Origin of the sequence: Mucilaginibacter sp. Mucisp86 (assembly GCF_047324315.1) — a bacterium.
Classification (GTDB): Bacteria; Bacteroidota; Bacteroidia; order Sphingobacteriales; family Sphingobacteriaceae; genus Mucilaginibacter.
Map to the genome: position 1 here is coordinate 5,850,195 of NZ_CP168503.1, position 25,158 is coordinate 5,875,352.

28 protein-coding genes are annotated in these 25,158 nt (G+C 40.8%); 10 read left to right on the forward strand and 18 right to left on the reverse strand.

Features of this window, described 5'->3' with window-relative positions:
- Position 1: 1 nt before the first annotated feature.
- The 4 genes from ACEN9X_RS24440 to ACEN9X_RS24455 are packed head-to-tail and all read right to left on the reverse strand — an operon-like array spanning position 2 to position 2,231.
- Complete coding sequence (locus ACEN9X_RS24440; RefSeq protein WP_413667616.1) at positions 2–562, reverse strand: N-acetyltransferase family protein; 561 nt, start codon at positions 560–562, stop codon at positions 2–4.
- Between the two features lie 25 nt (positions 563–587).
- Positions 588–1,178 carry a hypothetical protein gene (locus tag ACEN9X_RS24445; RefSeq protein ID WP_413667617.1) on the reverse strand — a complete coding sequence of 197 codons (591 nt, stop codon included), beginning with the start codon at positions 1,176–1,178 and terminating at the stop codon, positions 588–590.
- Entirely contained in the window at positions 1,165–1,662 is a 498-nt protein-coding gene (locus ACEN9X_RS24450; protein ID WP_090525007.1) for an RNA polymerase sigma factor, read from the reverse strand. The genes ACEN9X_RS24445 and ACEN9X_RS24450 overlap by 14 nt, the downstream gene beginning before the upstream one ends.
- Positions 1,663–1,703: 41 nt before the next feature.
- The gene (locus ACEN9X_RS24455; protein ID WP_091211722.1) at positions 1,704–2,231 is read right to left on the reverse strand and encodes a hypothetical protein; all 528 of its coding nucleotides are present in this window, start codon (positions 2,229–2,231) and stop codon (positions 1,704–1,706) included.
- 271 nt (positions 2,232–2,502) lie between these two features.
- Between ACEN9X_RS24455 and ACEN9X_RS24460 the strand changes: the two genes are divergently transcribed.
- From ACEN9X_RS24460 to rpmA, 5 genes are all read left to right on the forward strand, one after another.
- Positions 2,503–3,876, forward strand: coding sequence for a dicarboxylate/amino acid:cation symporter (locus ACEN9X_RS24460; RefSeq protein ID WP_413667618.1), 1,374 nt, complete (start codon positions 2,503–2,505; stop codon positions 3,874–3,876).
- A gap of 82 nt (positions 3,877–3,958) precedes the next feature.
- Positions 3,959–4,324, forward strand: coding sequence for a four helix bundle protein (locus ACEN9X_RS24465; protein WP_413667619.1), 366 nt, complete (start codon positions 3,959–3,961; stop codon positions 4,322–4,324).
- Between the two features lie 69 nt (positions 4,325–4,393).
- Complete coding sequence (locus ACEN9X_RS24470; RefSeq protein WP_413667620.1) at positions 4,394–4,900, forward strand: hypothetical protein; 507 nt, start codon at positions 4,394–4,396, stop codon at positions 4,898–4,900.
- 75 nt (positions 4,901–4,975) lie between these two features.
- Positions 4,976–5,284: a 50S ribosomal protein L21 gene (gene rplU / locus ACEN9X_RS24475; RefSeq protein WP_090467954.1), complete on the forward strand. Its 309-nt coding sequence runs from the start codon at positions 4,976–4,978 to the stop codon at positions 5,282–5,284.
- Between the two features lie 49 nt (positions 5,285–5,333).
- Positions 5,334–5,753: a 50S ribosomal protein L27 gene (gene rpmA, locus ACEN9X_RS24480; RefSeq protein ID WP_413667621.1), complete on the forward strand. Its 420-nt coding sequence runs from the start codon at positions 5,334–5,336 to the stop codon at positions 5,751–5,753.
- 66 nt (positions 5,754–5,819) lie between these two features.
- Here rpmA and ACEN9X_RS24485 read toward each other — a convergent pair whose 3' ends face one another.
- The 10 genes from ACEN9X_RS24485 to pbpC all read right to left on the reverse strand — a co-directional run bounded on the left by ACEN9X_RS24485 (position 5,820) and on the right by pbpC (position 17,396).
- Positions 5,820–6,230 (reverse strand): energy transducer TonB, encoded by a 411-nt coding sequence (locus ACEN9X_RS24485; RefSeq protein ID WP_413667622.1) that lies wholly within the window; start codon positions 6,228–6,230, stop codon positions 5,820–5,822.
- A gap of 200 nt (positions 6,231–6,430) precedes the next feature.
- Positions 6,431–6,823 carry an energy transducer TonB gene (locus ACEN9X_RS24490; RefSeq protein WP_413667623.1) on the reverse strand — a complete coding sequence of 131 codons (393 nt, stop codon included), beginning with the start codon at positions 6,821–6,823 and terminating at the stop codon, positions 6,431–6,433.
- Between the two features lie 58 nt (positions 6,824–6,881).
- Positions 6,882–8,474 (reverse strand): M1 family metallopeptidase, encoded by a 1,593-nt coding sequence (locus tag ACEN9X_RS24495; protein ID WP_413667624.1) that lies wholly within the window; start codon positions 8,472–8,474, stop codon positions 6,882–6,884.
- Between the two features lie 6 nt (positions 8,475–8,480).
- Positions 8,481–8,876, reverse strand: a complete 396-nt coding sequence (locus ACEN9X_RS24500) for an energy transducer TonB (RefSeq protein ID WP_413667625.1) — start codon at positions 8,874–8,876, stop codon at positions 8,481–8,483.
- A gap of 33 nt (positions 8,877–8,909) precedes the next feature.
- The gene (locus tag ACEN9X_RS24505) at positions 8,910–9,299 is read right to left on the reverse strand and encodes an energy transducer TonB (protein ID WP_413667626.1); all 390 of its coding nucleotides are present in this window, start codon (positions 9,297–9,299) and stop codon (positions 8,910–8,912) included.
- 13 nt (positions 9,300–9,312) lie between these two features.
- Positions 9,313–10,287 carry a polyprenyl synthetase family protein gene (locus ACEN9X_RS24510; protein ID WP_413667627.1) on the reverse strand — a complete coding sequence of 325 codons (975 nt, stop codon included), beginning with the start codon at positions 10,285–10,287 and terminating at the stop codon, positions 9,313–9,315.
- A gap of 100 nt (positions 10,288–10,387) precedes the next feature.
- Positions 10,388–12,526: a ribonuclease R gene (gene rnr / locus ACEN9X_RS24515; RefSeq protein WP_413667628.1), complete on the reverse strand. Its 2,139-nt coding sequence runs from the start codon at positions 12,524–12,526 to the stop codon at positions 10,388–10,390.
- A gap of 76 nt (positions 12,527–12,602) precedes the next feature.
- A complete protein-coding gene (locus ACEN9X_RS24520; protein ID WP_413667629.1) occupies positions 12,603–14,300 on the reverse strand; it encodes an ABC transporter ATP-binding protein in 1,698 nt (565 codons plus the stop codon).
- Positions 14,300–15,007: a 3'-5' exonuclease gene (locus tag ACEN9X_RS24525; RefSeq protein WP_413667630.1), complete on the reverse strand. Its 708-nt coding sequence runs from the start codon at positions 15,005–15,007 to the stop codon at positions 14,300–14,302. The genes ACEN9X_RS24520 and ACEN9X_RS24525 overlap by 1 nt, the downstream gene beginning before the upstream one ends.
- 100 nt (positions 15,008–15,107) lie before the next feature.
- A complete protein-coding gene (gene pbpC, locus ACEN9X_RS24530; RefSeq protein WP_413667631.1) occupies positions 15,108–17,396 on the reverse strand; it encodes a penicillin-binding protein 1C in 2,289 nt (762 codons plus the stop codon).
- A 184-nt stretch (positions 17,397–17,580) separates the two neighbouring features.
- Here pbpC and ACEN9X_RS24535 point away from each other — a divergent pair, with 184 nt between their 5' ends.
- Positions 17,581–18,306, forward strand: coding sequence for a glycosyltransferase family 2 protein (locus ACEN9X_RS24535; RefSeq protein WP_413667632.1), 726 nt, complete (start codon positions 17,581–17,583; stop codon positions 18,304–18,306).
- Here the strand turns inward: ACEN9X_RS24535 and ACEN9X_RS24540 are convergent.
- The 3 genes from ACEN9X_RS24540 to ACEN9X_RS24550 all read right to left on the reverse strand — a co-directional run bounded on the left by ACEN9X_RS24540 (position 18,293) and on the right by ACEN9X_RS24550 (position 21,335).
- Positions 18,293–19,045, reverse strand: coding sequence for a 4'-phosphopantetheinyl transferase family protein (locus ACEN9X_RS24540; RefSeq protein WP_413667633.1), 753 nt, complete (start codon positions 19,043–19,045; stop codon positions 18,293–18,295). The genes ACEN9X_RS24535 and ACEN9X_RS24540 overlap by 14 nt on opposite strands.
- Before the next feature lie 194 nt (positions 19,046–19,239).
- Positions 19,240–20,415, reverse strand: coding sequence for a glycosyltransferase family 2 protein (locus ACEN9X_RS24545; protein ID WP_413667634.1), 1,176 nt, complete (start codon positions 20,413–20,415; stop codon positions 19,240–19,242).
- On the reverse strand, positions 20,412–21,335 hold the full coding sequence (locus ACEN9X_RS24550; RefSeq protein WP_413667635.1) for a glycosyltransferase family 2 protein: 924 nt from the start codon (positions 21,333–21,335) through the stop codon (positions 20,412–20,414). The genes ACEN9X_RS24545 and ACEN9X_RS24550 overlap by 4 nt, the downstream gene beginning before the upstream one ends.
- A gap of 78 nt (positions 21,336–21,413) precedes the next feature.
- Here ACEN9X_RS24550 and ACEN9X_RS24555 point away from each other — a divergent pair, with 78 nt between their 5' ends.
- The 4 genes from ACEN9X_RS24555 to ACEN9X_RS24570 are packed head-to-tail and all read left to right on the forward strand — an operon-like array spanning position 21,414 to position 23,967.
- Positions 21,414–21,914, forward strand: coding sequence for a hypothetical protein (locus ACEN9X_RS24555; protein WP_413667636.1), 501 nt, complete (start codon positions 21,414–21,416; stop codon positions 21,912–21,914).
- A gap of 11 nt (positions 21,915–21,925) precedes the next feature.
- Positions 21,926–23,065 carry a PP2C family protein-serine/threonine phosphatase gene (locus tag ACEN9X_RS24560; RefSeq protein ID WP_413667637.1) on the forward strand — a complete coding sequence of 380 codons (1,140 nt, stop codon included), beginning with the start codon at positions 21,926–21,928 and terminating at the stop codon, positions 23,063–23,065.
- Positions 23,066–23,401 carry an STAS domain-containing protein gene (locus tag ACEN9X_RS24565; RefSeq protein WP_413667638.1) on the forward strand — a complete coding sequence of 112 codons (336 nt, stop codon included), beginning with the start codon at positions 23,066–23,068 and terminating at the stop codon, positions 23,399–23,401.
- 14 nt (positions 23,402–23,415) lie between these two features.
- A complete protein-coding gene (locus tag ACEN9X_RS24570) occupies positions 23,416–23,967 on the forward strand; it encodes a hypothetical protein (RefSeq protein ID WP_413667639.1) in 552 nt (183 codons plus the stop codon).
- A gap of 3 nt (positions 23,968–23,970) precedes the next feature.
- Here ACEN9X_RS24570 and ACEN9X_RS24575 read toward each other — a convergent pair whose 3' ends face one another.
- Positions 23,971–25,113 carry an acyltransferase family protein gene (locus tag ACEN9X_RS24575; protein ID WP_413667640.1) on the reverse strand — a complete coding sequence of 381 codons (1,143 nt, stop codon included), beginning with the start codon at positions 25,111–25,113 and terminating at the stop codon, positions 23,971–23,973.
- Positions 25,114–25,158 lie beyond the last annotated feature (45 nt).

A 25,158-nucleotide genomic window follows, 5' to 3' on the forward strand; every position in this document is an offset into this window, starting at 1 on the left:
ATCAATAAAGCAAAAAAGCTTTCGGCTTTGAGCTTGATAAGATCGCTTTTTTCATTAATAAATCAGTTTGCTTGTCGCTGCCTAAAACAAACTCGTGGCTGCTGAATAATTCAAAGCCATGCTTTTTATAAAAGGCCAGTGCTTTTTTGTTATGTTCCCAAACGCCAAGCCAAACGTATTGAAGGTTTTTAGTGGTTGCTTCTTTTAAGGTGAAATCAATAAACTGGTGGCCTATCTTTTTGCCATGATGCTCTGCCAAAACATAAATACGTTCTATTTCAACAGCCTCAGGGTCCTGAAGCTCGGTTTGGGCCGCACCATAATTTAACTTGAGATAGCCGGCTATTTCATCGTCAAGCATAGCGAAGAAAAAATGGGAGTTTGGGTTACTGAGCTCTGATTGTATTTTCTGCGGGGTAAAGGCCACGGCTGCATATGCTTCCATATCTTCCGGCTTATTTAAATGCGCGAAGAAATGGAAAAATGTTTTTTTGCTTAACGCCAATAATACATCGGCATCGGCCAAAGTTACTTTTTGAATAGTTACTGTTTCTGTAGCCATGAAGCAAAACTAAAAAACTAATGCTTCAATCAAATTGTTCTTTCAGCCTTACCAGCCTGTCAATCATGAGGTTTAATTTTTCTTCCTCGTTCTTAAACATCCGGGGTTTAAGGTAAAATGTGGTGAACAAAAACCAAATGCCGATTGATGTGTAGGTAACTATTTTAAAGGTAAGCGATGAATGTTCAAGTACTTCGATAAAATACATGGCTAAACCCGCGCTTAGCAATAGTATATAGGTATAATAAAACCAGCCAATAACCTTGCTGCGGTTTTTTTGATATGCCTTAAGACTGTCAAGATACTCAGCAGGATTAAGGGTGGCGTCGCGCTTGCTCAAAATGTGGTAATGGCGTACCATTAATGAAAGGTACATGAGCATGGTTACCAGCACAATCAAAATCCCGATGGTGGTAACTGCAGATTTGAATGCCAGGAAAAAAGTGACGACGAAAGCGAAAGCTACGGTTACAACCATGGCCACAATGCTCCAGTATAACTTTTGGGTTATACTCCTTATTCCCTTCTTTACCTGCTTCAGCACCTCTTCCACCGAAAGCTGATCTGGTTTTGGCTGTCCCTGCCAAACCGACATCAAATGATCAAAGTCTTTCATACTGGTTATATAACTCCGTTAATTTTTGTTTTATACGATAAATTTTCACCCTCAAATTCCCTTCTGATATGCCCGAAATTTCGGCAATTTCGGGGTACGGCACCTCATCAAGCACCATGGTTATAATAATCCTTTCTGATTCTTCCAGTTTTGAAATACACTTGTATAGTAAGGCTACCTGCTCGTTTTTGTCAGATAGTTCTTCGCGCTTTGTTTCGGCTAATTGTGGAGTTAGTTCGTCTTTGGCCTGGCGTTTTTCCGAGCGCAAATAGGTTAAACAGGTATTTACAGCAATGCGGTAAATCCAGGTTGATATCATGGCCTGGTTACGGAATTTCTCTAAATTTTGCCAAACCTTTAAAAAGGTTTCCTGTAACAGGTCGTTGGCGGCATCGTCATCGCCGGTATAACCATAGCACAGATGGAATATCTTTTTAGAATTAGCTTCATATATCTGCTTGAATGCTGCTTCTTTGTTGGCCACTTCAGTTAATTTTATATTTAGACGATGTTAAGCTTTGTATGTTACAACAAATGATCATTCTTTTTAAACCAGCCCAGCTTGCTCTCGGCATCGCTTATTAATTTATTGTAACTGTCTTGGTAATCAAATTGTAAGTCTTCATGGAGTTTATTGATCAACCCACGGATCTTTTCAACCTGCCTTGTTAATATCAGCCTTAAAGGTTTATATGATGTACGCCTGTCGGCATATTCGACATAGTTTTCGCAAAAATTGATTAGTAATTCGATCTCGGCACCTTTTGAGGCCATGAATTTAGTGTACTTACTTAATAGTCTCAGTATTTTACGCATGCCCTTTGCAGCGTTGTAGCTCAAAGACGATAGCTGACTGAACATGAACCCGGCTTCGGCCTTTACCTTTTCAACAAAGGCGGCTTCATCATGGGCCTCAAAAAGCAGGTAGGCAAGGAGTTCTTTGTTTTCCTTTTTGTAGCGCGCCAAACGGAGCATCAATTCGGCCAGCTGCTCGTTAGGCAAGTGCTGAATCTCTTTTTTTATATGCTGTAATCCGTAAGTTGTGGTACTCATGTTGTAAATAAGCGGGCAAATTACTAATTGTTTAAATATTTTTTCACGAATGACCTTTGCAGTTCAAGAAAATTAAAACTAATTACACGAATGCGGACGGGGAACCATTCGTGTAACTCGTTTTAATTCGAATAATAGTGAGGGAATTAAAACACGACTGCTTTGGTGCAATAATTTTGTTTCTTCATTTAACTTAATCATAAAATAGAATATTCCTATGCCTGTTTAAACAGCGCGTAAATTTTGTAGTTTTGCAGGCTTATTAAATTAAATGAAAAAAAGCAGACTGACGCTCTTCATTTTTATCGCACTGGTATTGGGTGTGATAGCCGGTTATATTTATAACACTTATGTTTTTGCCGATCTCAATAAACAGCTTAGCACTGCCGGTGCAACTATTAAAAGCATCGACAAAAGTATAGAAGCATTATCCGATACTACCGCATCGGCTTATAAAGATCTTAAACTGCAAAGAATAGCCCAGGTAAAACTACAAAGCCAGGCTACAGATGCACGGGAAGATAAACTTGAGCTTTATAATATCCTGAGCAAAATTTTTCTTAACCTTATTAAAATGATTGTAGCCCCGCTGGTGTTTACCACGTTGGTAGTAGGCGTAGCCAAGGTGGGGGACATTAAGGCCGTTGGCCGGATTGGCGGTAAAACTATGCTTTGGTTCATCAGCGCAACACTGGTGTCCTTATTATTAGGAATGCTGCTGGTTAACCTGTTTGAGCCAGGCAAAACCATGCACCTGCCGCTTCCTGATAGTCATTTAAGTACGGGCATCAAAAAAACGGCATTGTCATTGACTGAGTTTGTTGGTCACGTTTTTCCCAAAAGCTTTATAGAGGCGATGGCCAATAACGAGATCCTGCAGATCGTGGTGTTCTCTTTGTTTTTTGGCGTAGCTACCGCTGCTATAGGCGAGCAGGGCAAAATTGTGATCAAAGCGATGGACGCCTTTGCCCACGTGATCATGAAGATTACCGGCTATGTTATGAAAATGGCCCCTTTGGCTGTATTTGGCGCCATAACTGCTGTAGTAGCTAAACAAGGGATAGGTGTACTTTCAACCTATGGCATTTTTATCAGTGAGTTTTATTTTTCGCTGATCGTACTTTGGTCGGTAATTATATTGGCCGGGTATATTGTATTAAGAAAACCGGTGTTCAGGCTACTTAACAGTATTAAAGATGCCATGTTGATAGCTTTCAGTACATCAACAAGTGAAGCAGCATATCCTAAAGTACTGGAAGAACTGGAGAAATTTGGCTGCAGTAATAAAATAGTGAGCTTTGTGTTGCCATTGGGTTATTCATTTAATTTGGATGGTTCCATGATGTACATGACTTTTGCATCATTGTTCCTTGCGCAATCATATGATATTCATCTTTCATTCGGGCACCAGTTATCGATGTTGTTGGTGCTGATGCTTACCAGTAAAGGTGTGGCGGGTGTGCCAAGGGCTTCGCTGGTGGTAATTGCAGGTACGTTGGCTATGTTCAATATTCCGGAAGCAGGTTTGTTTTTGTTGATTGGTATTGATCCGTTGTTAGACATGGGGCGTTCGGCTACCAATGTGCTTGGTAATGCCATGGCAACGGCGGTAGTAAGCAAGTGGGAAGGGGAAGGAATTAATTAGTGAATTAGTGATTTAATGAGTTAGTGATTTATTAATTTCCCCTATCACATTTTAATCACCTTATCAATAATTAGTTAAGTATATGAAAGATACAAATAAAACAGATTTTGCTGAGCAATTTAGAAATCGTACTAAGAAATTCGTAGTAGACAATATTAAATTTTTCAAAACTCTACCTAAAACAGAGGAAGCTAAAATTATCGGAAGACAATTATTAAGATCTTCGTCATCGGTAGGGGCTAACTATCGCGCCGCTTGCAGGGCTCGATCCCAAGCCGAATTTCATTCAAAACTTTCAACAGTTGTAGAGGAAGCAGATGAATCAGCATTTTGGATGGAAGTATTAATTGAGGCCGAAGTTGTAAAACAATCAGACCTGGCAGTTTTATTGGATGAAGCCATTCAGATATTAAAAATCACTTCAGCATCAAGAAAAACTGTATCATGAAATTTAACGGTGATTTTAATTCACTAACTCACTAACTCACTAATTCAATAATTCACTAATTAGTTATATATGTCTCCCCGTTTAAAAAAAGTATTCCTGATCATGACTGTTGTGGTGCCGTTTATACTGTACTGCGTTTATTATTATGGTATGATGATCAAGAATGCACCTTACCGTTTCGTTGATTTCGAATCGATCAGCTTTCAATATGGTTATAAGGATAGCCTTGTTAATAAATATGATTCGCATACCGGCATGTTTCAGTACCTCGACAAACGAGATTCGCTGGTGAAAGAGCATTTGCGTTTAACCAAAGATGATCTGCTATACTTGCACCGCAAGGCCGCCGACCTCGGTTTTTGGGATTTTCCGTCGAAAGAAATTGGTGATACATCGGCCGCGGCTTCAAAAAAAGCTGTTAGATATATCATTGAGTTTAAATATAAGAAAAAAAACAAGCGCGTGATTTTCGATACAGATTATTTTGGTAACCCTAAACTGATTGATGCCAATCAGCGGTTGATAGACGAGATAAAGAAGAAACTTACTGATGTTGAAGATCGCGGTAAAAAATAAAATATTGGGATGTTGTTTATTAAATAATCAATCCCTATATTTGCACCTCGAAATTTAAAACAATATTTAACAAACATGTACGCAATAGTAAGTATAGCAGGACAGCAATTTAAAGTTGCCAAAGACCAGCAGATCTTTGTACACAGGTTACAAGGCGATGAAGGCGCTAGTATTGAATTTGACAGTGTATTGTTAGCAGAAAACGAAGGTAAATTCAAATTAGGTTCTGATTTGAAAGGTGCTAAAGTATCGGCTAAGATCGTGTCACATTTAAAAGGTGATAAAGTAATCATCTTCAAAAAGAAAAGAAGAAAAGGTTACAAAAAGAAAAACGGTCACCGTCAGCAATTTACCAAAATCGAGATCACCGGTATTACATTATAATTAAAGGTTGAACCGGAGTTGTTCTGCAATTCCATAAAAGATATAAAAAATGGCACATAAGAAAGGGGCCGGTAGCTCAAGAAACGGTCGTGAGTCACATAGCAAACGCTTAGGTATCAAAATTTTCGGTGGTCAGCCAGCAATCGCAGGTAACATCATCGTACGTCAGCGTGGTACAAAACACAACCCAGGCTTAAACGTTGGTCTTGGTAAAGATCATACTTTATTTGCACTGGCCGAAGGTATCGTAGTTTTCAAAAAGAAAGCTGATAACCGTTCATACGTTTCAGTAGTTCCGTTTGAAGCTGAAGCTGAAGAAGTAGCTGCACCTGCACCAAAAGCTAAAAAAGAAGCTAAAGCTGTTGAAGCTCCTGCTGCTGAAGAAGCTCCAAAAGCAAAGAAAGCTGCTGCACCAAAAGCTAAAAAAGAAGAAGCTGCTGATGCTGCTGAAGAAACTGTAGCTGAGTAATCAGTTAACAAATATTAGGGTATAAAAAATCCCGGTCAGTTTTGATCGGGATTTTTTGTTTGGTGCTTATTCGTCAGAAGCGAAATTAATACTAATAGGTATACTGTATACTACTCTAACCGGTTTGCCATGAATAAGCCCTGGCTTCCATTTAGGCGATCTGCGGATGTATTCGATATAAGCCTTATCCATTGCGCTATTCCTACCACGAATTGCTTTAACATGGGTCAACCTTCCGTCCTTTTCTACAATCATTTGTATGATAACCCGGCCCTGGGTATTTTCAGTTGTATCTAAGGCGGGCATTTTCATCTTTGAAAGATAAGCACCCAATTTTTCCAATCCTCCGGGAAATTCAGGTATCTCGTCAACTTTCGTATAAACAGTTGTATCAGGTTTGATTCTCGCTTTTGTTGTTTTGCTTTGGGCAAAAACAACAAAAGCGAGAATCAAACCAAATACAGACAGGTACTTCATAGATTATTCAATGATCAATTTCTTTACATAATAAGTATCTGGGTTGATAATTGGCATGTTTTTGCTTGTTATTGATATGTTCTTCAGCGCAAGTCTTGAGCGGAGAAATGTGTGGTGGCAGACTTGTGCTTTATTGGAAGGTACAAATATTCATTCCCGTAATCGCCGTACAACACTTGCGCCAAATATGATATTTGAAATTATCGCTCTTTTATCTCTTTTACAGCAACCGGCATATCGTTACCCTTTCCAAATGATACTGGTACAGAGTACAGACAACGTACGGTTTGGCCATTTTGCTGAGCTGGTTTCCATTTAGGGCTTCTTTTTACTATGTCGACGGCAAGCGAATCAGTTTCAGCAGTTAATTCTTTGGTTACATGGGTATTGGTTACACTGCCATTCCTTTCTATAACGAAGGTAATAATAACTAATCCCGAAGGCTGGTCTTTAAGCGGGGCCTTTTTTATAATATTCGATATATACTCTTTAAGTTTTTTAGTACCACCAGGAAATTCCGGAAGTTGTTCAACCTCAGTATAAACAGAGGTGTCTATCTTCGCTGTTTGCGCTTTAACGGTGGATAATAACATTACAAATAGAAATGTGACAAGTAGGACATGTTTCATCTTGAGATAGTAGAACTTTATTTTATTCAATGATCAGTTTCTTCAAATAATAGGTATCCGGATCAATAACCGGCATTGTCTTGCTGATTATGGTGATGCCTTTTTTATCAAGTATATAACGTTTGGTCACGCCATCTGCCGTAATATCAATTGGCAATGGCATATCGATGTTTAACAACTGAACCTGGTATTTATCGCCTCGCTGGGCTTTTATGTGTACTTCCAGTTTGTTGATGGAATAGATATACAGATCGAATACCGGCTTCAGATTCTGACCCGCAGCCTTGCTGAAATACTGCATCACATCATCGGTACTTGCCAAATTGCTGTAAGTATAACGCGGATCAGTAACGAAACCTTTAAGGGCAGGAAAGAAGCTGCTATCGCCCATAATATACCTGAGTGTGTGCATAAAGAATGCGCCCTTACCGTAGATATCGCCATTATAGGCCGATTCTTCATCGATGTCTTTCCCGATAACAAGCGGGATTTTATTGCCGAATGAGAGTGCTGAATTTTGGAAGAATTTGATATAAGCTTTCTCGCCTTCAAATTCCCTTACGTACAGTGCGTCGCCATAGGTACAAATGCCTTCGTGGATCCAGTAATCGGCCCAATCTTTAGCAGTTACTTTATTACCCCACCATTCGTGACCAAACTCATGATGCATCAGGCCGTCATAATCTTCACCGCCGACTTTGGTATATTTAAATTTGGCACCATAAGCATTCATGGTTTGGTGCTCCATGCCCAGGTGAGGGGTTTCAACAATGCCTATCTTCTCTTTTGCCCAGGGATATTCGCCAAAGTATTTCTCCTGTTCTTTGATAGTTTTTACAAAAATATCCAGGTGATGTTCGGCTTTGGCGGCATGTTCCTTTAATACATAAAACTGGATAGGAACCTGGTGCCCGTCAACGGTTGCGTACGGACGGGTCACAACTGTATAATCACCGGCATTAAACAAGATGCTGTAATTATTGATGGTATATTTGGTTTGCCAATGGAATGTTGCTGTTTCCTTTTGTTTAGTTACGCCTTTTAACAATCCTGGCCCGGCTACTACAAGGTTTTTGGGAACGGTGATGAACATATCCACCCCCTCATTAGCTTCGTCGGACGGGTGATCCTTACAAGGGAAATACAATTTGCCACCTGTACCTTCGGCGGTGATTGCCATCCACTGGTGCCCGGTTGAATCGCGGGTCCAAATAAAACCATCATCCCACGGTGGGCGACGGGCAACATGCGGTTTACCTCCGTAGATTACTTTTACACTTGCTTTACCAGCAGGCAGTTCTTTGGTTGTATTAATGGTAATAAGGTTGTTCTTATATTCAAATGGTTGCTGTTTGCCATTTACCAAAACTTTGCTGATGTGTAATGAATCCAACAGATCAAAAAGTAAAACTTTGGTCGGCTGGGCCATGATCACATCAATGGTGGTAAAGCCATCAATGGTTTTTTGCTCCGGATTAACAGCAAGCGAAATGGTATAATGGCGCACGTCCATTATGGCTTGCTCGGGTTTCAGTTTTCCGCCAGAGGTCAGGGTTTGGGCGTGAATATATCCCGCAAGAAAGAGAAACGTAGAAATTAATAGGACTTTTTTCATAGAATATTAATGGCTATGTTTAAAGTTAATGGGTAAAACATATTGAACTCTTACAGGCTGACCTCCCCGCGTACCTGGTTTCCAAGGGGAAGACATTTTTATAAGTCGTAGCGCTTCAGCATCCGTAGCTTCAGATAAACTTTTGGCAATTTTTATATCGCTAAGGCTTCCATCTTTTTCTACTACAAATAGAACATATACCCTTCCTTCGATTGTTTCTCCTTTAGGATATTTAAAATTTTCATCAATGAACATAGCAAGCTTTCGAAGCCCTCCCGGAAATACAGGAACCTGTTCAACCGATGTAAATACAGGTTCTTTCGTCTTTGTTGTATCAGTTGTTTGAGCTTTGGCGGCAGAGATTCCCAGCATGAAAATTGCCGTAAGTAAAATTTTCTTCATCTAATTTTTCTTAAGTGAAATTTACACTAACGGTCAATTAACTTTTGTACTATCTAAAACCTGCACTGCCTGCATGGTGAAAAATTGTATTGGTACGGTGTATTTTGATTTGATAAAATGACCATCGCGCATAGCCGGTATCCATCTTTCAGAAAGCTTAATTACCCGTAACGCCTCTTTGTTAAATGGATCACTCATGCCTTTAACCACTTTTACGTCGGTTAAACGGCCATCGCTTTCAACAAAAAAGCTTATGGTAACAATGCCTTCCCCTCCGCTAACATTTTCAGGCCATTTTAAGTTTTTGTTCAAAAAACCATGAAAAGCTTTATCGCCACCACGAAAATGCGGCGGCGTAAGTTTTTGAGCTTTAACGCTTATTGAACAAATAAGGATGATAAGGATGGGTAGAAATTTCTTCATCCTTAAATATAAATCAATTCTCCCTCACCAGCAAGCCATCCGCAAAATCGTGAAGGTACTGCTTATGGCCTTCAGGTAAATTAATGGCGTCAAGGGCAGCAAATGCTTTGTCAGCATAAGTTTGCATGGCTTCTTCTGCGTGTTGCCTGATATTAAGCTCATTGTATATACCAGTTATTACTTTAACCTTTTCAACACTATCAAATTCGGTAGCGTTTAGCCAATTACTTAATGTTTGTGCTTGATTGTCCTTAGCCAGTTCAAGCGCACGGATCAATAAAAAGGTTTTTTTATTAGAAATGATATCGCCGCCAACCTGTTTGCCAAACTTTTCAGGATCGCCGTACACGTCCAGTATATCATCCTGTAACTGGAAGGCTATGCCCAGGTTTACGCCAAAGGCATCAATCAGATCGGCATCGGTTAAAGCTGCGCCGCCAATAATAGATCCTATTTTTAAAGTGCCGCCCAGCAATACTGCTGTTTTAAGGCGGATCATGTTGATATACTCTTCAATACTTACGTCGTTGCGCTGCTCAAAGCTCATGTCAATCTGCTGGCCTTCGCACACACCGGTTGCAGTATCGTTAAAAACATCAAGTACCTTGCGCAAAATGTTGTCATCAACCTTCATCATCATGCGGTTGGCTTCAACCATCATGGCATCACCCGAAAGGATAGCCACATTGGCGTTCCATTTTTCATGAACGGTTGCTTTGCCACGGCGTAGCGGAGCTTTATCCATAATGTCATCATGCATCAGCGTGAAGTTATGGAATACCTCTATGGCCAGTGCAGGCTCAATAGCTTTATCAACGTCGCCGCCAAAAAGATCGCAGGCCAGCAGGAGCAGGGCTGGGCGCATGCGCTTACCGCCAATAGATAAAATGTAGCTTATCGGTTCGTACAGATCGGCCGGATAAGCCGGGTAGCTTAATTTACCTACTGCATCATTTATTAGTAACTGTAACTCTGTAAGTTGTTTCATTTATTTAGGGGAACCTTGATTTGCCCGATTTTAGGATTTCCTGATGCGATTAGCAAGTCTTTTGATCAAGTAATCTTAAAATCAAGTAAATCATGGTTCATTATTCTTGTACCAATATAAAATCTATCTGTTTTTTGGTTAGGTCAACCTGTTTTACTTTGATCTTTACTTCATCGCCCAACTGGTAAATTTTCTTTTTACGCTGACCGATGATGGCATAATTTTTCTCGTCCAAAGTATAAAAATCATCCGAAATATCACGCAGGCGAATCATGCCTTCACATTTGTTTTCAATGATCTCTACATACATACCCCATTCGGTAACACCCGATATGATGCCCATAAAGGTGTTGCCAACCTGGTCGCGAAGATACTCAGCTTGTTTATATTTTACTGAAGAACGTTCTGCATCTGCCGCTTTTTTCTCCATTAATGAGCTGTGCGAGCAAAGTTTTTCATAAAACTCGGCATTGGCCGATTGACCGCCGTTCAAATAATGGAACAATAACCTGTGTACCATCACATCCGGATAACGACGAATTGGCGAGGTAAAATGTGTGTAATGGTCAAAAGCCAAACCGTAATGACTGCTGCTTTTCGTAGTATAAATAGCCTTGGCCATTGAGCGGATGGCGAGGTGTGTTAACACGTTCTGTTCTTTCTTGCCTTCCACATCCTCCATCAGGTAATTGAGCGATTTGGCCGTTTCCTTGTCAGATTTGGTATTGATCTTATAACCAAACCTTGCTGCAAACTGGGCAAAATTGGCCAGTGCATCGGGCTTAGGTGAATCGTGTACACGGTATACAAAAGTGTATCTGTGTTTGCCCTTGCCCATTTTACTTACATACTCGGCTACTTTACGGTTAGCCAGCAACATAAAATCTTCAATGAGTTTGTGGGCATCCTTACGCTCTTTCACATAAACGCCCGTTGGTTTGCCGGTTTCATCCAGCTTGAATTTAACCTCGGTGGTTTCAAAGCTGATAGCCCCGTTTTTAAATTTACGGTCGCGCAGCCTATAAGCCAGTGCGTTTAGCTTAAATATTTCTTCTTTAAAATCACCCTCACCGGTTTCTATTATTTCCTGCACTTCTTCGTAGGTAAAGCGCCTGTCCGAATAGATGATTGTTTTGCCATACCATTCGGTAATGATATTGGCATTTTCATCCATTTCAAAAACGGCCGAAAAGCAAAGTTTTTCTTCTTTAGGGCGAAGGGAGCAAAGGCCATTTGATAGCCTTTCAGGCAACATCGGGATTACCCTGTCAACCAGGTAAACCGACGTTGCCCGGTCCAAAGCTTCTTTATCCAAAGCCGAATCGGGGATGATGTAATGCGATACATCGGCAATGTGAACACCTACTTCGTAATTGCCATTGTCCAGCACACGGTAGGATAAGGCATCGTCAAAGTCTTTGGCATCAAATGGGTCGATGGTAAAGGTTGTGATATTCCGGAAATCGCGGCGTTTAGCAATTTCTTCAGAAGTTATTACGTCTGAGATTTCTTCGGCATCATGCTCTACCTCGGCCGGAAATGCCAGCGGAAAGCCATACTCGGCCAGGATGGCGTTCATCTCCGTGTCGTTTTCACCCTGGGCCCCTAAAATATGTTTGATACGGCCTATAGGGTTTTTAGCCTCGGTTGGCCAGTCGGTAATTTCAGCTACAGCTTTAATGCCATTTTTAGCCCCGTTCAATTCGGAGATAGGGATAAAAATATCATGCATCATCTTGCGGTCGTCGGGGATGAAAAAGGCATAGCGCTCAGAGAGTTTAACGATACCGGTAAACTCCATCTTGGCGCGCTGGAGGATTTCGATAACCTCACCCTCTTTATGTTTGCCCTTGCTTTTGGCATATACATACACCTTAACACGGTCGCCATTAAGGGCAGTGCGGAGTTTACGCGGAGCGATGAATATGTCGCTCTCAAATTCGTCATCAGTAACGATAAAAGCCGAACCATCGTTGGTAAGATCAACTATGCCTTCGATAAAGGTCTTAAGTTCGAGCAGTTGGAATTTGCCCGGAGAAATTTCTTTTAGAACAGATTTTTTTACCTCGTCTTTTAAGATCTCATAGATGATCTCGCGCGATTCGGGATCACGCACGTTTAATTTAGCAGAAACCTGTTTATAGTTGAGTGGCGTATTGCCGTTTTGTTCAAATATATCAAGTACCATTTGGGCAAGTACCTGGTGTATAGAAGAGTTGTTTTTCTTGTGTTTAGACATAGAATAGAATTTGCATCAAAGATACTGAATTTTGGGGTGTACAGCTTGTTGTATTGCCCCCTATATGATAGGTTAATCAACCCGGTATCGAAGCTATCAGCCTTTTAGTATATTCTTCTTTAGGGCGGTAATAAATATCGTCAGGATAACCTGTTTCCACTATTTCGCCCTTGTTCATCACCATCATCCTGTCGGAGATATGCTTGATTACGGCCAGATCATGCGAAATAAAGATATAGGTAAGTTTTAATTCCTCCTGCAACTCACGGATCAGGTTCAAAACCTGGGCCTGTACCGATACATCAAGTGCCGAAACCGATTCATCGCAAATGATAAATTTAGGCTGAAGCGCTAAAGCTCTCGCTATCACAATCCGCTGGCGCTGCCCGCCCGAAAACTCGTGAGGATAACGGTTAAAATGTGCCGGCTGAAGATTAACCCGCTCAAGCAGCTCAATTACTTTACGCTTTCGGGTTGCGTCATTGCTGTAAAACTGATGCACCTGCAAGGGTTCCATAAGTGATTGCCCAACAGTAAGCTTGGGGTTTAATGACGAATAAGGGTCCTGAAAAATGATCTGGATATCCTTCCTGATCTGTCGCAATTCGTCCTTTTTAAGCCCGCGAAGATCGGTACCCTCAAAAGAAACCCTGCCCGATGTAGGTTCAATCAACCTTAGGATACTTCGCCCTAAAGTGGTTTTGCCACAGCCCGATTCGCCGACGAGGCCTAAGGTTTCGCCCGGGTACACATCAAAGCTTACATTGTTCACTGCTTTTACAACATGGTCTTTCCGCTTAATGAGGCCTGTATCTGTGGGGAACCATGTATTTAACTTCTCTGCTTTTAACAGCGGCTGCTGTTCATATAGTTTTCGTTTTCTTCGAGCAATTTCAACATCCGGATAATGATATAATTCCCTGATGCTTTCGATGGTTAATGCCGGTTTATCTTCATTCAGAAAATCGGCTACAACAGGTAGCTTTTTTAAATGCTGTTGCGGCGAAGGGCGGCATGCCAGTAAGCCTTTGGTATATGGGTGTTTAGGGTTTGCAAACAGAGCATTTACCGTAGCTTCCTCCACAATTTCGCCTTTGTACATTACCAAAACCCGGTCGGCAATTTCTTTGATCACCCCTAAATCATGCGATATAAAGATCAGGCTCATGTGCCGTTCGGCTTTGAGCTTATGCAATAATTCAATAATTGTTTTCTGTACGGTAACGTCGAGCGCTGTGGTTGGCTCATCGGCAATCAAAATCTCCGGGTTACAGGCCAAAGCCATAGCAATCATTACCCTTTGTTTTTGCCCGCCTGATATTTGATGGGGATAACTATCAAATATCGCCTCAGGGCGGGGCAATTGGACTTCTTTGAACAGATCGATGGTTTTTTGTTTGGCTTCGGCTTTACTCACCCTCAAATGCAGCCTGATGGCCTCTGTAAGCTGAAAGCCGCAGGTAAGTACCGGGTTAAGCGATGTCATCGGTTCCTGGAAGATCATGGCCACCTGGTTGCCGCGTATATGCTGCATTTCATCTTCTGATAATTTACACAGGCACACGCCGTTTAAAAGCACCGAGCCTTCAATTACAGCCTGATCTTCGTTCAGCAAGCGCATCAGCGCAAGCGAAGTGACAGATTTACCCGACCCTGATTCGCCTACAATGCCAATGGTTTCGCCTTTATCAAGGGTAAAGGAAATTCCTTTTACAGCAGCAAACTGGCTTTTGCCACCCTTAAAACTAACTGACAGGTCGGTTACTTGAAGCATCAGCCTACCATGGTTATAAATTCATCCGGTATCAGTTCTTCGCCCCTGTAGCGCCTTAATAATTGTGCTGTGGCAACCACATCCTTTTGGCAGTAAGCACAAATTCGCTCTAATTGATTTTCCTGCCAGTAAACCCGCCCCACATCGCTGCCGTCGATATCGTCTTTAGGGGTAGGGATATTAAAAATAGTGCTGAGTAAGTTTAAAGAGGTATAGTGTTTATGATCACCAAACTTCCACAGTTCCATGGTATCCAAATGGGAAATTTCCCAAGGCTTTTTACCTGCTATTTGTAATTGTTGCGGAAAAGGCATACCGTTTACCAATAACCTTCGGCAGATATAGGGAAAGTCAAATTCTTTACCGTTATGAGCACATAAAATAAGGTTAGCAGGCTGACTGAAAAGCAGGGTGCAAAATTTGGTAAGCAATTCCTTTTCATCATGTGATGCAAAAGATTTTACCCGCAAGCCTATATTCTTGCCGGCAGTAAAAATCCCGGCCGAGATGCAAACTATTTTACCAAACTCGGCCCAGATGCCGGCACGCTCATAATGGGTGTCGGCAGGTTCGTCCTTGCGCTGGTGCCGGGTTTTAAGGTCCCATAAAACCTGCAGATTTTCGGGCAGTTGTTCGTGACTGCTGTATTGGGGTACAGTTTCAATATCAATTACCAGTATATTATGCAGATCGTATTGTTCAAGCATCCCGTTAAAAATTACGGAAGCAAGATAATGATAATGTTATTAGATAATAACTATAGGGATTTAGTTTACAGAAAAATTAAGAAGGCTCAAATCGCGCGTTTTATTTCTTCAATACTTCAAATCCTATGCTAATAGTATTTCCATTACCATCAACCAAAGTGAGGATATGTTTGCCCGGAGGCGGATTTAAGGCCATTTGATGAAAGTCTTTGGTTTCGCCAACGTATTGATCATCCAAATGCCAAAATATTTTCATCCCCGGCTGGCGGTGGGCAGCGTTGCAGATCATACGGCCACGCGTACCGTCAGCCTCGAGGGGGACATATATTTTAGCGTCATTTTTTGGATAGATAACTTCCATGGTGTTTCCGTTTTCGGCCTGGGCACAATCCGGGCGGAATGGTGGAAGCACATGATATTGGTAGTTCCTGGCTTTGTAATAGTATTCCATAGATGGCGGCAACACAAACCAGCTTTTATTGAGGATATTATCCGGTGGTTCGCAATTACCGTTTACCTGCCATTTGGCATCGGCAGATAGATGAACCAACTGATGGTAGGGACAAACCGGGGCTTTTAACCCACTTTTGGGTACAAATTGTTCTTCGATGTCCTGGCAGTATTGTCCTGCACGATAACCGCTTTGTCTGCATACATTTATTTTTACCATTTCGCCCATGGGCATCTCAAACCAGTCGCGCGATACCGGTAGAAGTCTGAAAATCTCGAACAGGGCAGGGGCGGCGGTATTAATACCAGTTAATCCCGGTCTGCCTTCACCATCGGTATTGCCAACCCAAACACCAACTACATATTTGGGTGTAACGCCAATGGCCCAGCCATCCCTAAAGCCAAAGCTTGTCCCGGTTTTCCAGGCAACACGTTGGCTTGAGCTAAACTGTTGCCAAAGCATTTCCTCGCCGGGGCGCATTACTTCTTCCATAGCCTGGAAAGTATAATAAATGGAAGCTGCGTCCAATAATCCTGATTTTTGAAGTTCCGGTTTAGAAATTTCTTTTTTTTCATAAACGGGATTATGAAAATCGGCAGCATCATACTTGCCGTTGTGTTTGTTGTAATGATTGAGCACCCGGGCCATATCTGCATAAGCGCCGCTTAATTCCCAAAGCGTGTTTTCACCTCCACCCAATATTAATGAGAGTCCGTAATGATCAGCAGGCTTGGTTAATGTGGTGATGCCGGCTTTATGCAAAAAATCATAAAAACGCTCGTATTTATATTGCTGCAGCATTTTAACTGCCGGTACATTTAGTGAACGGGATAAGGCCCGTGATGCAGGTACGGCACCATCGTAACCCAGGTCAAAATTTTCGGGATGGTAACCAGCTATCATGGTAGGCACATCGGGCATAAGGCTGCTGGGTAATATCAGGCCATCGTGTAGCATGGCTGCATAAAGCAGCGGTTTTAATGTGCTTCCGGGACTTCGGGGGGCGTCAATCACATCAACGTCGCTTTCCATCTGCGGATCTTCACGATGGGCTATATTGCCCGCGTAAGCGAGTGTAGCCCCGGTTTCAACATCAAGTACAATGGCGGCTATGTTGTTGATATCATTGGCTTTTAATAAACTATGGTGCTGCTCCAAAATGTCATTTACCTGCTGTTGAAGCGATGATTTGATACTGCTTGTAATGCGCGTATCTCCATCGGGGTTCGCCTGGTGATCGGCTTTAAAACGTTGTAAAAGATGCGGAGCAAGCTGTGGTAGCGGCATCGGCCTGTCGGGTACAGGTTCGAGCCGGGCAAGGGCCGCGGTTGTGCTGTCGATAACGCCTGCTTTATGGAGCTTATCCAATAACGAATTTCGTTTGCGGAGCAGAATAGCCCTGTTCCGGCCGGGGTGAACTAATGAAGGAGAGTTGGGCAACACAGCCATAGCTGCCATTTCGCCCCAGGAAAGTTTATCAGGACTGCGGCCAAAATACCGCCATGATGCTGCATCCAATCCAATAACATTGGTGCCAAAGGGGGCATTACTGCTGTATAAAGCTAAAATCTCGCTTTTGCTATAGGTTATTTCAAGGCGCATGGCCATGAAAATTTCCTTTAGCTTGTTCCAGATGTTACGTTTATGTTTGGTTGCCAGCCTGATCACCTGCATGGTGATTGTGCTGCCACCGCTGCTAACTTTTTTTGAGCGGAGGTTTTGTTTGATGGCCCTGCTAAAGGCAACAATATCAAAACCTGGATGGTGTTCAAAACGTTTATCCTCAAAAGTAATGATGCATTGCTTGAATTTTTCGGGCACACTGCCATTGTAAGGGAAGCGCCATTGCCCGTCGTTGGCGATGGATGCACCAAGTAATTGACCCTGATCATCGTCAATTACGTACGAAGTTGGACTATTAAATAAGGGTTTGGGCAAACAAAACCAAAATATGAGGGTTAAAACAAGCAAAAAGAAAAGGGAGACTATTACTTTAGGCCTTTTTAAATAACTTTTAGCTCGTTTTAGCACAAATTGCATTACTAAATATAAAAATATTAAGCCAGTTCAGGTTTATACAACTATAATTGTGGCAAAAATCTACCAGGCAATAATACAATAAATGACGATACAAAAATTATCAATTATTATCCCGGCTTATAACGAAGGTAATACCATACATTTAATTTTAGATAAAATTAAAGAGGTAAACCTTATCAATGATATTGAAAAAGAAGTGATCATTGTGAATGATTGCTCAAAGGATGATACAGAAGCTGCCATTTATAAATACAAGCTTGGTAACCCTGATGTTAATATACAATACTTTAAACACGAAGTAAACAAGGGTAAAGGTGCTGCTTTGCATACGGGGATCTCAAAAGCTACCGGCGATTATTTGATAATCCAGGATGCCGACCTTGAGTATGACCCTGCTGAATATAATGACTTATTAAAACCTGTTGTAGCTGGCTTTGCTGATGTTGTTTATGGTTCGCGATTTATGGGGAGCAACCCTCACCGCATCCTGTTTTTTTGGCATACCATTGGTAACAGGTGGTTAACCTTTGCCTCAAACTGGTTTTCCAATCTAAACCTTACAGATATGGAAACATGCTACAAGTTATTTAACACTAAGCTTATTCAATCCATTAAACTTACCGAAAAGCGTTTTGGATTTGAGCCCGAGGTTACCCAGAAAATTGCACGTGTCCCCCGTATCAGGATCTATGAGGTAGGTATTTCGTATTACGGTCGTACTTATGAAGAAGGTAAAAAAATAGGATGGAAGGACGGCGTAAGGGCTATTTACTGTATCCTTAAGTACGGTATGTTTAAATCGAAGTAAGGCCGATGTCGTGAAACCGGATTGCAACCTGATCTTCACTTTCATAGGCCAGCGTGGCCAGATTGTTGTCGTCAAGTTTGAAAGTTATAAGCTTAATTGCTTTAGATGAATTAATGATCTTGTTGTTTATTTGATGATTACCATCTAAAGAAGGAATGTATTTAAGTCGCTCGTCCAGCCCCTGGCTTGTAAGTTTGGTAATGGCTTCTTTACGGGTCCAAAGGAGAATGAATTTTTCTTCCGGGTTACTTTGGTTAATGAAACTGATTTCATCTTCACTAAAATTATCGGCAAGGATTTCTTTATAGGCGAATGAACGATCAATTTTTTCTGTATCGATACCCACTCCAGTTTTTGATACGGCTATGGTTACCCATTCATCTGAGTGAGATACATTATAGTTGACAGTAGCCCCGGTAGTTTTTACAAAAGGTTTTTTGTTTGCCCCAATCTCAAAACGGATATTTTCAGGTTGTTGGCCGAGATATCTGCCTAAGATGATCCGCAGGGCACAGCGGCTCACCACAAAACGCTGCCTGTCTTTTTCCTGATAGTAGCGTTCCGCTCTTATTATTTCATCAGGCAGTAATAGTTTTATAAACTGTTCGATAAACGGGAGGTGTCCGACAATTTTAATTCTCCAAACATCAACATGAGCATTTGTGGTAAGGTTGAGACTAACGTCCTGCTGCCATTCAACATTGTCAAGATAACGGATTTCAACCTTTACTACTTCCATAACTTATTTTTTAGCCGCTTCATCGAGGCTATTTTGCAAGATTTTTGCAAAGATCTTATCGTTGGGAGCCTTAAATATCGAGTTATGCTCGCCGGGCATAGGGTGTACGTTAACTCCTTGTAATGCATAAGAGTTTAATTCAATCAAAATATTAAACTATAAAATAATTATCCTGTTGGCTAATAATCAATGTTTTACTGCTTCCGTTGCACCTTTTCCCAAACAGCACTTTGCTTCGTGCTGAAATAACGGATGATACCGGCCAACACTGCATAGTTCATAACACAAAAATAATAAGGGATAAAAAGAACTTTGATACGCAGCTGCCGCTTTTCCATTAACAGGCCAAGCAAAGCCAGTAAATAAAACAATACCTGTGCCAATAATAGTCCCTGCATAGCTGTTTCCCCGGGTTTAAGCGCAAGGGCGATGTTGAGGATAAATGATAGGATAAGGAGGAAGGGGGTAATTGTCCATCTTAAAACCCGGTGACTGATATACTGAAATGATAAAATGGGGTAGGGGAATGGGTTAAATAATTTTTTAAGCCTTAAAATAGACTGGATGCCACCGGCGGCTATCCTAACCTTCCGTTTTAACTCTTCCGAAACATTTTCGGATGCAGTTTCGGTAGCATACGCTTCAGGTTCATAAATAATGCGGTATCCTTTGGCTGCTATCAGCATCGAAATCATGAAATCATCAAGTACGGTATCTGGCTCAACGGGCTGGTACAATGAACGGCGTACGCTAAACAGCTCACCTGCTGCACCAACAACCGAATACAGTTCAGAGTCCCATTTTTTCAAAGCCGATTCATATTTCCAGTAAAAACCTTCACCGGCGGCGCTGGCATCGGCATTTTCATCAATATGCACACGTTTTTCGCCGGCAATTGCTCCTACGGTTGCATCACTGTAATGCCTGCAAATTTTTATCAATGCATCTTTATTCAAAAACGTGTTGGCATCGGTAAACACAACGGCATCTGTATCAACATATTCCATGGCGCGGTGCACAGCAGCTATTTTGCCTGCCCGTTCGGGCCTGTGCAATAATTGTATTTGCGGATACCGGGCAATAATATCAGGTGTTTTGTCTGATGAGCCATCGGTAACAAAAAGTAATTTCAGTTTTCCTGCCGGGTAATTAAGCAGGAGACTGTTGCTGATTTTTTGTTCAATAAAATACTCCTCGTTATAAGCGGCAATTATCAAAGTGCAGGAAGGTAGTTCATCCATATTTTCTGAAGGAAGTGGCTTTTGGCCTTTAAACGCCCTTTTGATCCTGATGATCAGGTACAGAAAAATACCGTATCCGGCAAAAGTGTAAAAAACAATGAAGAGGCTTATGGCTAAAATTATTTTCATGCTATGGTGTTAATGGGATATCCTAAATTGCTGCTGTTTTTTGAGTGTGTAAAATTCCACCATACTGCTTTAAGAAGCATCGGTATAAAATCGTATTGTTTTTCTTTGATGTAATTGACCAGGTTTCGGGGCACTACAAGCAGCAAAAAATAAAAATAAAAGAAGATCTTTTTGAAAAACGGAGCATTTCTGCGGATAAACAGGATCCTGTTCCGGTTCATAAAATATTCCTTAAGCTTGCTTTTTTTGCCTACCGATACAGATTCCTTATGATAAATGAGTGCATCGGTGCAAACCCAGGCGTTAAAACCTGCCCTGATAATGTGTTCGCACCAGTCAACCTCCTCATAATATAGAAAGAAGTTTTCGCACATCATACCTGCTTTTTCAATAGCTTCTTTTCTGATCATCATGGCAGCTCCATGGCAATATGCGGTAGGCGCAGTGATATGATCAAACTGCCCTTCATCTTTTTGCTTTAAACCTATAACACTATTGCGACAGGTATAATAGTTCATTGGGGTGTAACCCGCATATTGGATCAGGTTTTTATCGCTAAAATATTTGATTTTGGGCGATAGCATGCCTACTGCCGGGTTACCGTCCATAACTTCAACCAACTTTTCAACAAGGCCTGAGGTAAACTCAGTATCATTATTTACCATGAAAATATAATCGCCGGTTGCAACTGTGAGCCCGAGGTTATTACCGCCCGCAAAACCAAGGTTAACATCCGAGCGGATAAATATTATTTCGGGATATTTTATTGTCCAGGCAGGTACAGGATTCGCTTTACTTGCATTATCAACAACAATTATTTCGATATTACTATAAGTACTTGTATTTTTAATCGATAATAACATTTCTTCGGTTACCGAAGGCTGGTTGAAATTTACGGTTACAACAGAAACTTTTTTCATTTAAAAGGGGTTATTATCAATATGGCTTTTTACGGCTAATATGAGTAAAAGTTAACCAATTATATCAACTATATTCCTTTGAAAAATAACCTGCCCAATAATGATGAGTCATTGCTTAATATAAAAGCTGATGAACTTATATTGCTGCTAAAAAAGGAGAATATTGATAAAGAACATATTAAGGCAATACAGCAAAAAATAAATAGCGCTGTCGACAATAACTCAAGCTCACAAAAATTTGATGCCTTTAGCGGATTAAACCAGGAACAAAGCCGCCTGGACATGATAACAAATCTTGAACTTTTACTTACCCAACACCCGGTTGATAGCCGGGGATCAAAGAAGTTCCTGCTGCGCGAAAAATTAAAGCGCATAGTATTAATAGCAATTGCAGTTACCATGATCATACTTGGTTTGGCGATGATCATCATGCCGGCGCCGCCGTATTTTGAAATGTTTACCATTTTTTATTTTTCAAAGGATGATGGTATAACTTTAATGGATGTAATATCTGTATTAATAGTATTAACAGGCGTATATTTGTTTATAAACGCCATACTCCGGAAAATAAATTCCTGAAAGCACAAACCATGCCGAAACGTTCGAAAATACTCCTGGTTGATGATAGCCCTCTCGTTTTGCTGGTTATTAGTCAGGCCCTGGAAAAAGAGGGCTTTGAAAGCCGAAAGGCAACTTCTGCGGAGGAGGCTATGGCATTGCTTGAAAATGAGATCCCTGATCTTATTTTGTCTGACTATCAAATGCCCGACATCGACGGTTTTGCTTTCAGACAAAGCTTAATGAATATTCCCGAGTATAAGAATATCCCCTTTATGTTTTTAACCTCGGTCACCGACCATGCCCATATGATAACGGGAATGAGTATGGATGCCATTGATTACATTGACAAGGATACGCCCATTACTTTTGTTATTTCAAAGATTAACAATTATTTGAACAGCATCCGCGAGCGGCATGAGCATACCATAAAAGAGCTAAGCAGCGCAGCAATGGCCTTAAATTTGTATTCTGTTCCGCAGGAAACGCCCCGAATTGATGGGTTTGAAATAGATTTCTGGCACAAATCCTTCGAAAATTACCCGGGTGGGGATTTTATTGATGTCATAACGATCAATAACAGGTATACCTTTATTATCATGGGCGACGTTATGGGGAAAAAATGGGGCGCCTGGTTCTTTTCTTTTGGGTATTTGAGTTATATAAGGGCAGCTGTCAGATTATGTGTTTCGGAAGGGGATGTGTCCACCAAAAGTATTATGCAAAAAATCAATTTGGTTATTTATCATGACCCGGTTGTGAGTGAAGTTTTATCGACGCTTTCACTCATTATGATTGATTCGGAACATGAAACGTTGAGTTATACCGGTGCCGGCGATTTACCGCTTTTATATTTTAGTTGCGCCAAACAAAGGATTAACAGGATTGGCTCATCAGGACTATTACTCGGGGTTAGCAAAGAGGGCGGTTTTGATGAACATTTGATAAGTATGCAACCTGGCGATCAATTAATACTGGTAACAGACGGCTTAATTGATAAAGAAACGCCGGTTGGAAAAAAGACGGATTTGGATAGTTTTATCAACGAAATTGCAAAATATCTTGGTAAATTTAATTCATTCGAAAGTCTGAAACATGACGGCTTTTTGAACCAGAAAGCGAATGAACAAATTGACGATTGCAGTTTAATATTTATTCAAAAAAATAGCTAAATGATATTACAAACACATTTGCTTAATAATTCATTAATTGCGGATATACAGCTTAAAGAAGCAAATTTGGCAAATTCTGAGCAATTTAAAGCAGAACTGGTTAGCCTGATCAATAACGGGAATAAGTTTGTTATTGTAAATTTTGAGCGGGTTACTTATGTAGACAGTTCTTTTTTAGGTGCATTGGTATCGGCGCTTAAACTGGCTCTGAATAATGGAGCCGATATTGCCGTAGTTGGATTAAATAATGATATCAGGTCATTATTTCAATTGGTACGGCTTGATAAAGTGTTCAGGATCTACACAAATACACAGGAGGCTTTAACCGGGGCATAAACGAATTTATTACCGTGAAAAAGTTTGTTTTTAACAATGAAACCGAAGGTATTTATCCTTTAACCGTTCAGATCATCAGCTATATACAAAATATCGCAAAAGATATACTCGATGACTATGCCGGTTTTAGGATCAAAACTATCCTGATTGAGCTGCTTACCAATTCGCTCAAACATATGGGGAATGATGTTACCCGGATTGGGGTCGATCTGAAAAACAACAAGCTATATATCAGTAAACAGGATAAAGGAAAGCCGCTGCAAATTAATACCAGGCAAGCATCACTAACCTGGCCGTTAACGCACAGTAAGCTTATTCAAAATGAAATAGCTATTTATGGCGATGATTTTGGCACGTTAAAGGGCCGGGTGAAAAACAGCAACAAGCTTGAGTTTTTTACCGAAGATTTTGATGTGCGGTATGTTAACAAGGATACCATTATGGGCTTAAATGAGCATTACGGCCTGATGATCATAGCACGTGCCAGCGATACATTTAATTACAAACATAAACCTGATACTGGCGTAAATACTTTTACTTCGGTAATTGAACTTAAACAGCAGTAAATATCACTGCGTAATTTTCTGAAAACGTTTCTTAATGGTTAAGAAAGGTTTTTCATATCCAAAATAGGATAGTGAAGCCAGTCCTACAGCGCACGCTACTGTAACCGCATAAATGATGATATTTTGGGCTACCATATTCATGGTTGGAATGTATTTGTGTACGAGATAGAGCGTTAAAAATAGCGGGTATTTATGTAACAGGTAAATGCCGTATGAAATTTGACCGATATAATCAAGCGTTTTGCCTTTTATAGTATAAATACTGGTTTCGGCCTGGCTAAGGTTTACAATAAGCAGCGAAGAAATTATAGCCAGCGGAACATCGCCGTGTGGGATATCGTGAATAAGGTATAAATAAACATACCCCACAAAAATTATTGATAGTATAACCTGTATATAGGACTTAAACATCTCGTCAAACAGCCCTTGTAATTTAAACTTAAATGTGGGGTGTTTGGTGTTATGAAATATAACAGCTACAACGGCTCCAATCATCATATTATCAAACCTGGCGTAGTAAAAAAACTGACTGAAAAGTTTCCATATTTCATTGCTATGATTGAGGTTGTTTATAGTTAACTGTAAAGCCCATATCGAAACAATAAAAATCAAAAATGCATAAAGGATATTTTTGTTTTTTTTTATCCTGAAAAAATGAGGGTGGAATATGTAAAACTGCTCTTCGGTACCAATTGACCAGATTGGATTGAAAATTTCCGGCAGCATCTGGAGGCAAAAAGCCAGGTTGGGCATAAAAAATATCGACAGCCAAAGCCCTGTTGTTGAACCCTGGGCGGGATAGATAAAAAAGCCTATAATTACCAGCAGAAAGTACAACGGCCAGATCCTGAGCATACGCCGGATATAAAACGCCTTGAAATTAACAATCGAAAAGTTGCGTTTTTCCTCAAGCAGTAAATAAGTGATCAAAAAACCACTTAACGCAAAGAAAATAGTAACCCCTGTTTTACCCAAATTAAATATCGTTATATAGGGAATCCTGGCTACGTGAAAATCAACTTTATGCAGTTCGATATGGGATATAACTACCATAAGCGCAGCAAGAGCCCTTACCCCATTTAGGTTGGAGAAATAAACCCTTGCTTTGCCGGTTGATTTTATATCTTCTTTGGTAGTAATCTCCATATTTTACACAGCCGGTTAAGTTTAACATAACTGAAAAGTTTAACA

Bases quoted from the DNA above. Each gene is read 5' to 3' on its own strand.
- ACEN9X_RS24440 (WP_413667616.1), bottom strand. From the start codon at position 562: ATGGCTACAGAAACAGTAACTATTCAAAAAGTAACTTTGGCCGATGCC.
- ACEN9X_RS24445 (WP_413667617.1), bottom strand. From the start codon at position 1,178: ATGAAAGACTTTGATCATTTGATGTCGGTTTGGCAGGGACAGCCAAAA.
- ACEN9X_RS24455 (WP_091211722.1), bottom strand. From the start codon at position 2,231: ATGAGTACCACAACTTACGGATTACAGCATATAAAAAAAGAGATTCAG.
- ACEN9X_RS24460 (WP_413667618.1), top strand. From the start codon at position 2,503: ATGAAAAAAAGCAGACTGACGCTCTTCATTTTTATCGCACTGGTATTG.
- ACEN9X_RS24465 (WP_413667619.1), top strand. From the start codon at position 3,959: ATGAAAGATACAAATAAAACAGATTTTGCTGAGCAATTTAGAAATCGT.
- ACEN9X_RS24470 (WP_413667620.1), top strand. From the start codon at position 4,394: ATGTCTCCCCGTTTAAAAAAAGTATTCCTGATCATGACTGTTGTGGTG.
- rplU (WP_090467954.1), top strand. From the start codon at position 4,976: ATGTACGCAATAGTAAGTATAGCAGGACAGCAATTTAAAGTTGCCAAA.
- rpmA (WP_413667621.1), top strand. From the start codon at position 5,334: ATGGCACATAAGAAAGGGGCCGGTAGCTCAAGAAACGGTCGTGAGTCA.
- ACEN9X_RS24485 (WP_413667622.1), bottom strand. From the start codon at position 6,230: ATGAAGTACCTGTCTGTATTTGGTTTGATTCTCGCTTTTGTTGTTTTT.
- ACEN9X_RS24490 (WP_413667623.1), bottom strand. From the start codon at position 6,823: ATGTTATTATCCACCGTTAAAGCGCAAACAGCGAAGATAGACACCTCT.
- ACEN9X_RS24495 (WP_413667624.1), bottom strand. From the start codon at position 8,474: ATGAAAAAAGTCCTATTAATTTCTACGTTTCTCTTTCTTGCGGGATAT.
- ACEN9X_RS24500 (WP_413667625.1), bottom strand. From the start codon at position 8,876: ATGAAGAAAATTTTACTTACGGCAATTTTCATGCTGGGAATCTCTGCC.
- ACEN9X_RS24505 (WP_413667626.1), bottom strand. From the start codon at position 9,299: ATGAAGAAATTTCTACCCATCCTTATCATCCTTATTTGTTCAATAAGC.
- ACEN9X_RS24510 (WP_413667627.1), bottom strand. From the start codon at position 10,287: ATGAAACAACTTACAGAGTTACAGTTACTAATAAATGATGCAGTAGGT.
- rnr (WP_413667628.1), bottom strand. From the start codon at position 12,526: ATGTCTAAACACAAGAAAAACAACTCTTCTATACACCAGGTACTTGCC.
- ACEN9X_RS24520 (WP_413667629.1), bottom strand. From the start codon at position 14,300: ATGCTTCAAGTAACCGACCTGTCAGTTAGTTTTAAGGGTGGCAAAAGC.
- ACEN9X_RS24525 (WP_413667630.1), bottom strand. From the start codon at position 15,007: ATGCTTGAACAATACGATCTGCATAATATACTGGTAATTGATATTGAA.
- ACEN9X_RS24535 (WP_413667632.1), top strand. From the start codon at position 17,581: ATGACGATACAAAAATTATCAATTATTATCCCGGCTTATAACGAAGGT.
- ACEN9X_RS24540 (WP_413667633.1), bottom strand. From the start codon at position 19,045: ATGGAAGTAGTAAAGGTTGAAATCCGTTATCTTGACAATGTTGAATGG.
- ACEN9X_RS24545 (WP_413667634.1), bottom strand. From the start codon at position 20,415: ATGAAAATAATTTTAGCCATAAGCCTCTTCATTGTTTTTTACACTTTT.
- ACEN9X_RS24550 (WP_413667635.1), bottom strand. From the start codon at position 21,335: ATGAAAAAAGTTTCTGTTGTAACCGTAAATTTCAACCAGCCTTCGGTA.
- ACEN9X_RS24560 (WP_413667637.1), top strand. From the start codon at position 21,926: ATGCCGAAACGTTCGAAAATACTCCTGGTTGATGATAGCCCTCTCGTT.
- ACEN9X_RS24565 (WP_413667638.1), top strand. From the start codon at position 23,066: ATGATATTACAAACACATTTGCTTAATAATTCATTAATTGCGGATATA.
- ACEN9X_RS24575 (WP_413667640.1), bottom strand. From the start codon at position 25,113: ATGGAGATTACTACCAAAGAAGATATAAAATCAACCGGCAAAGCAAGG.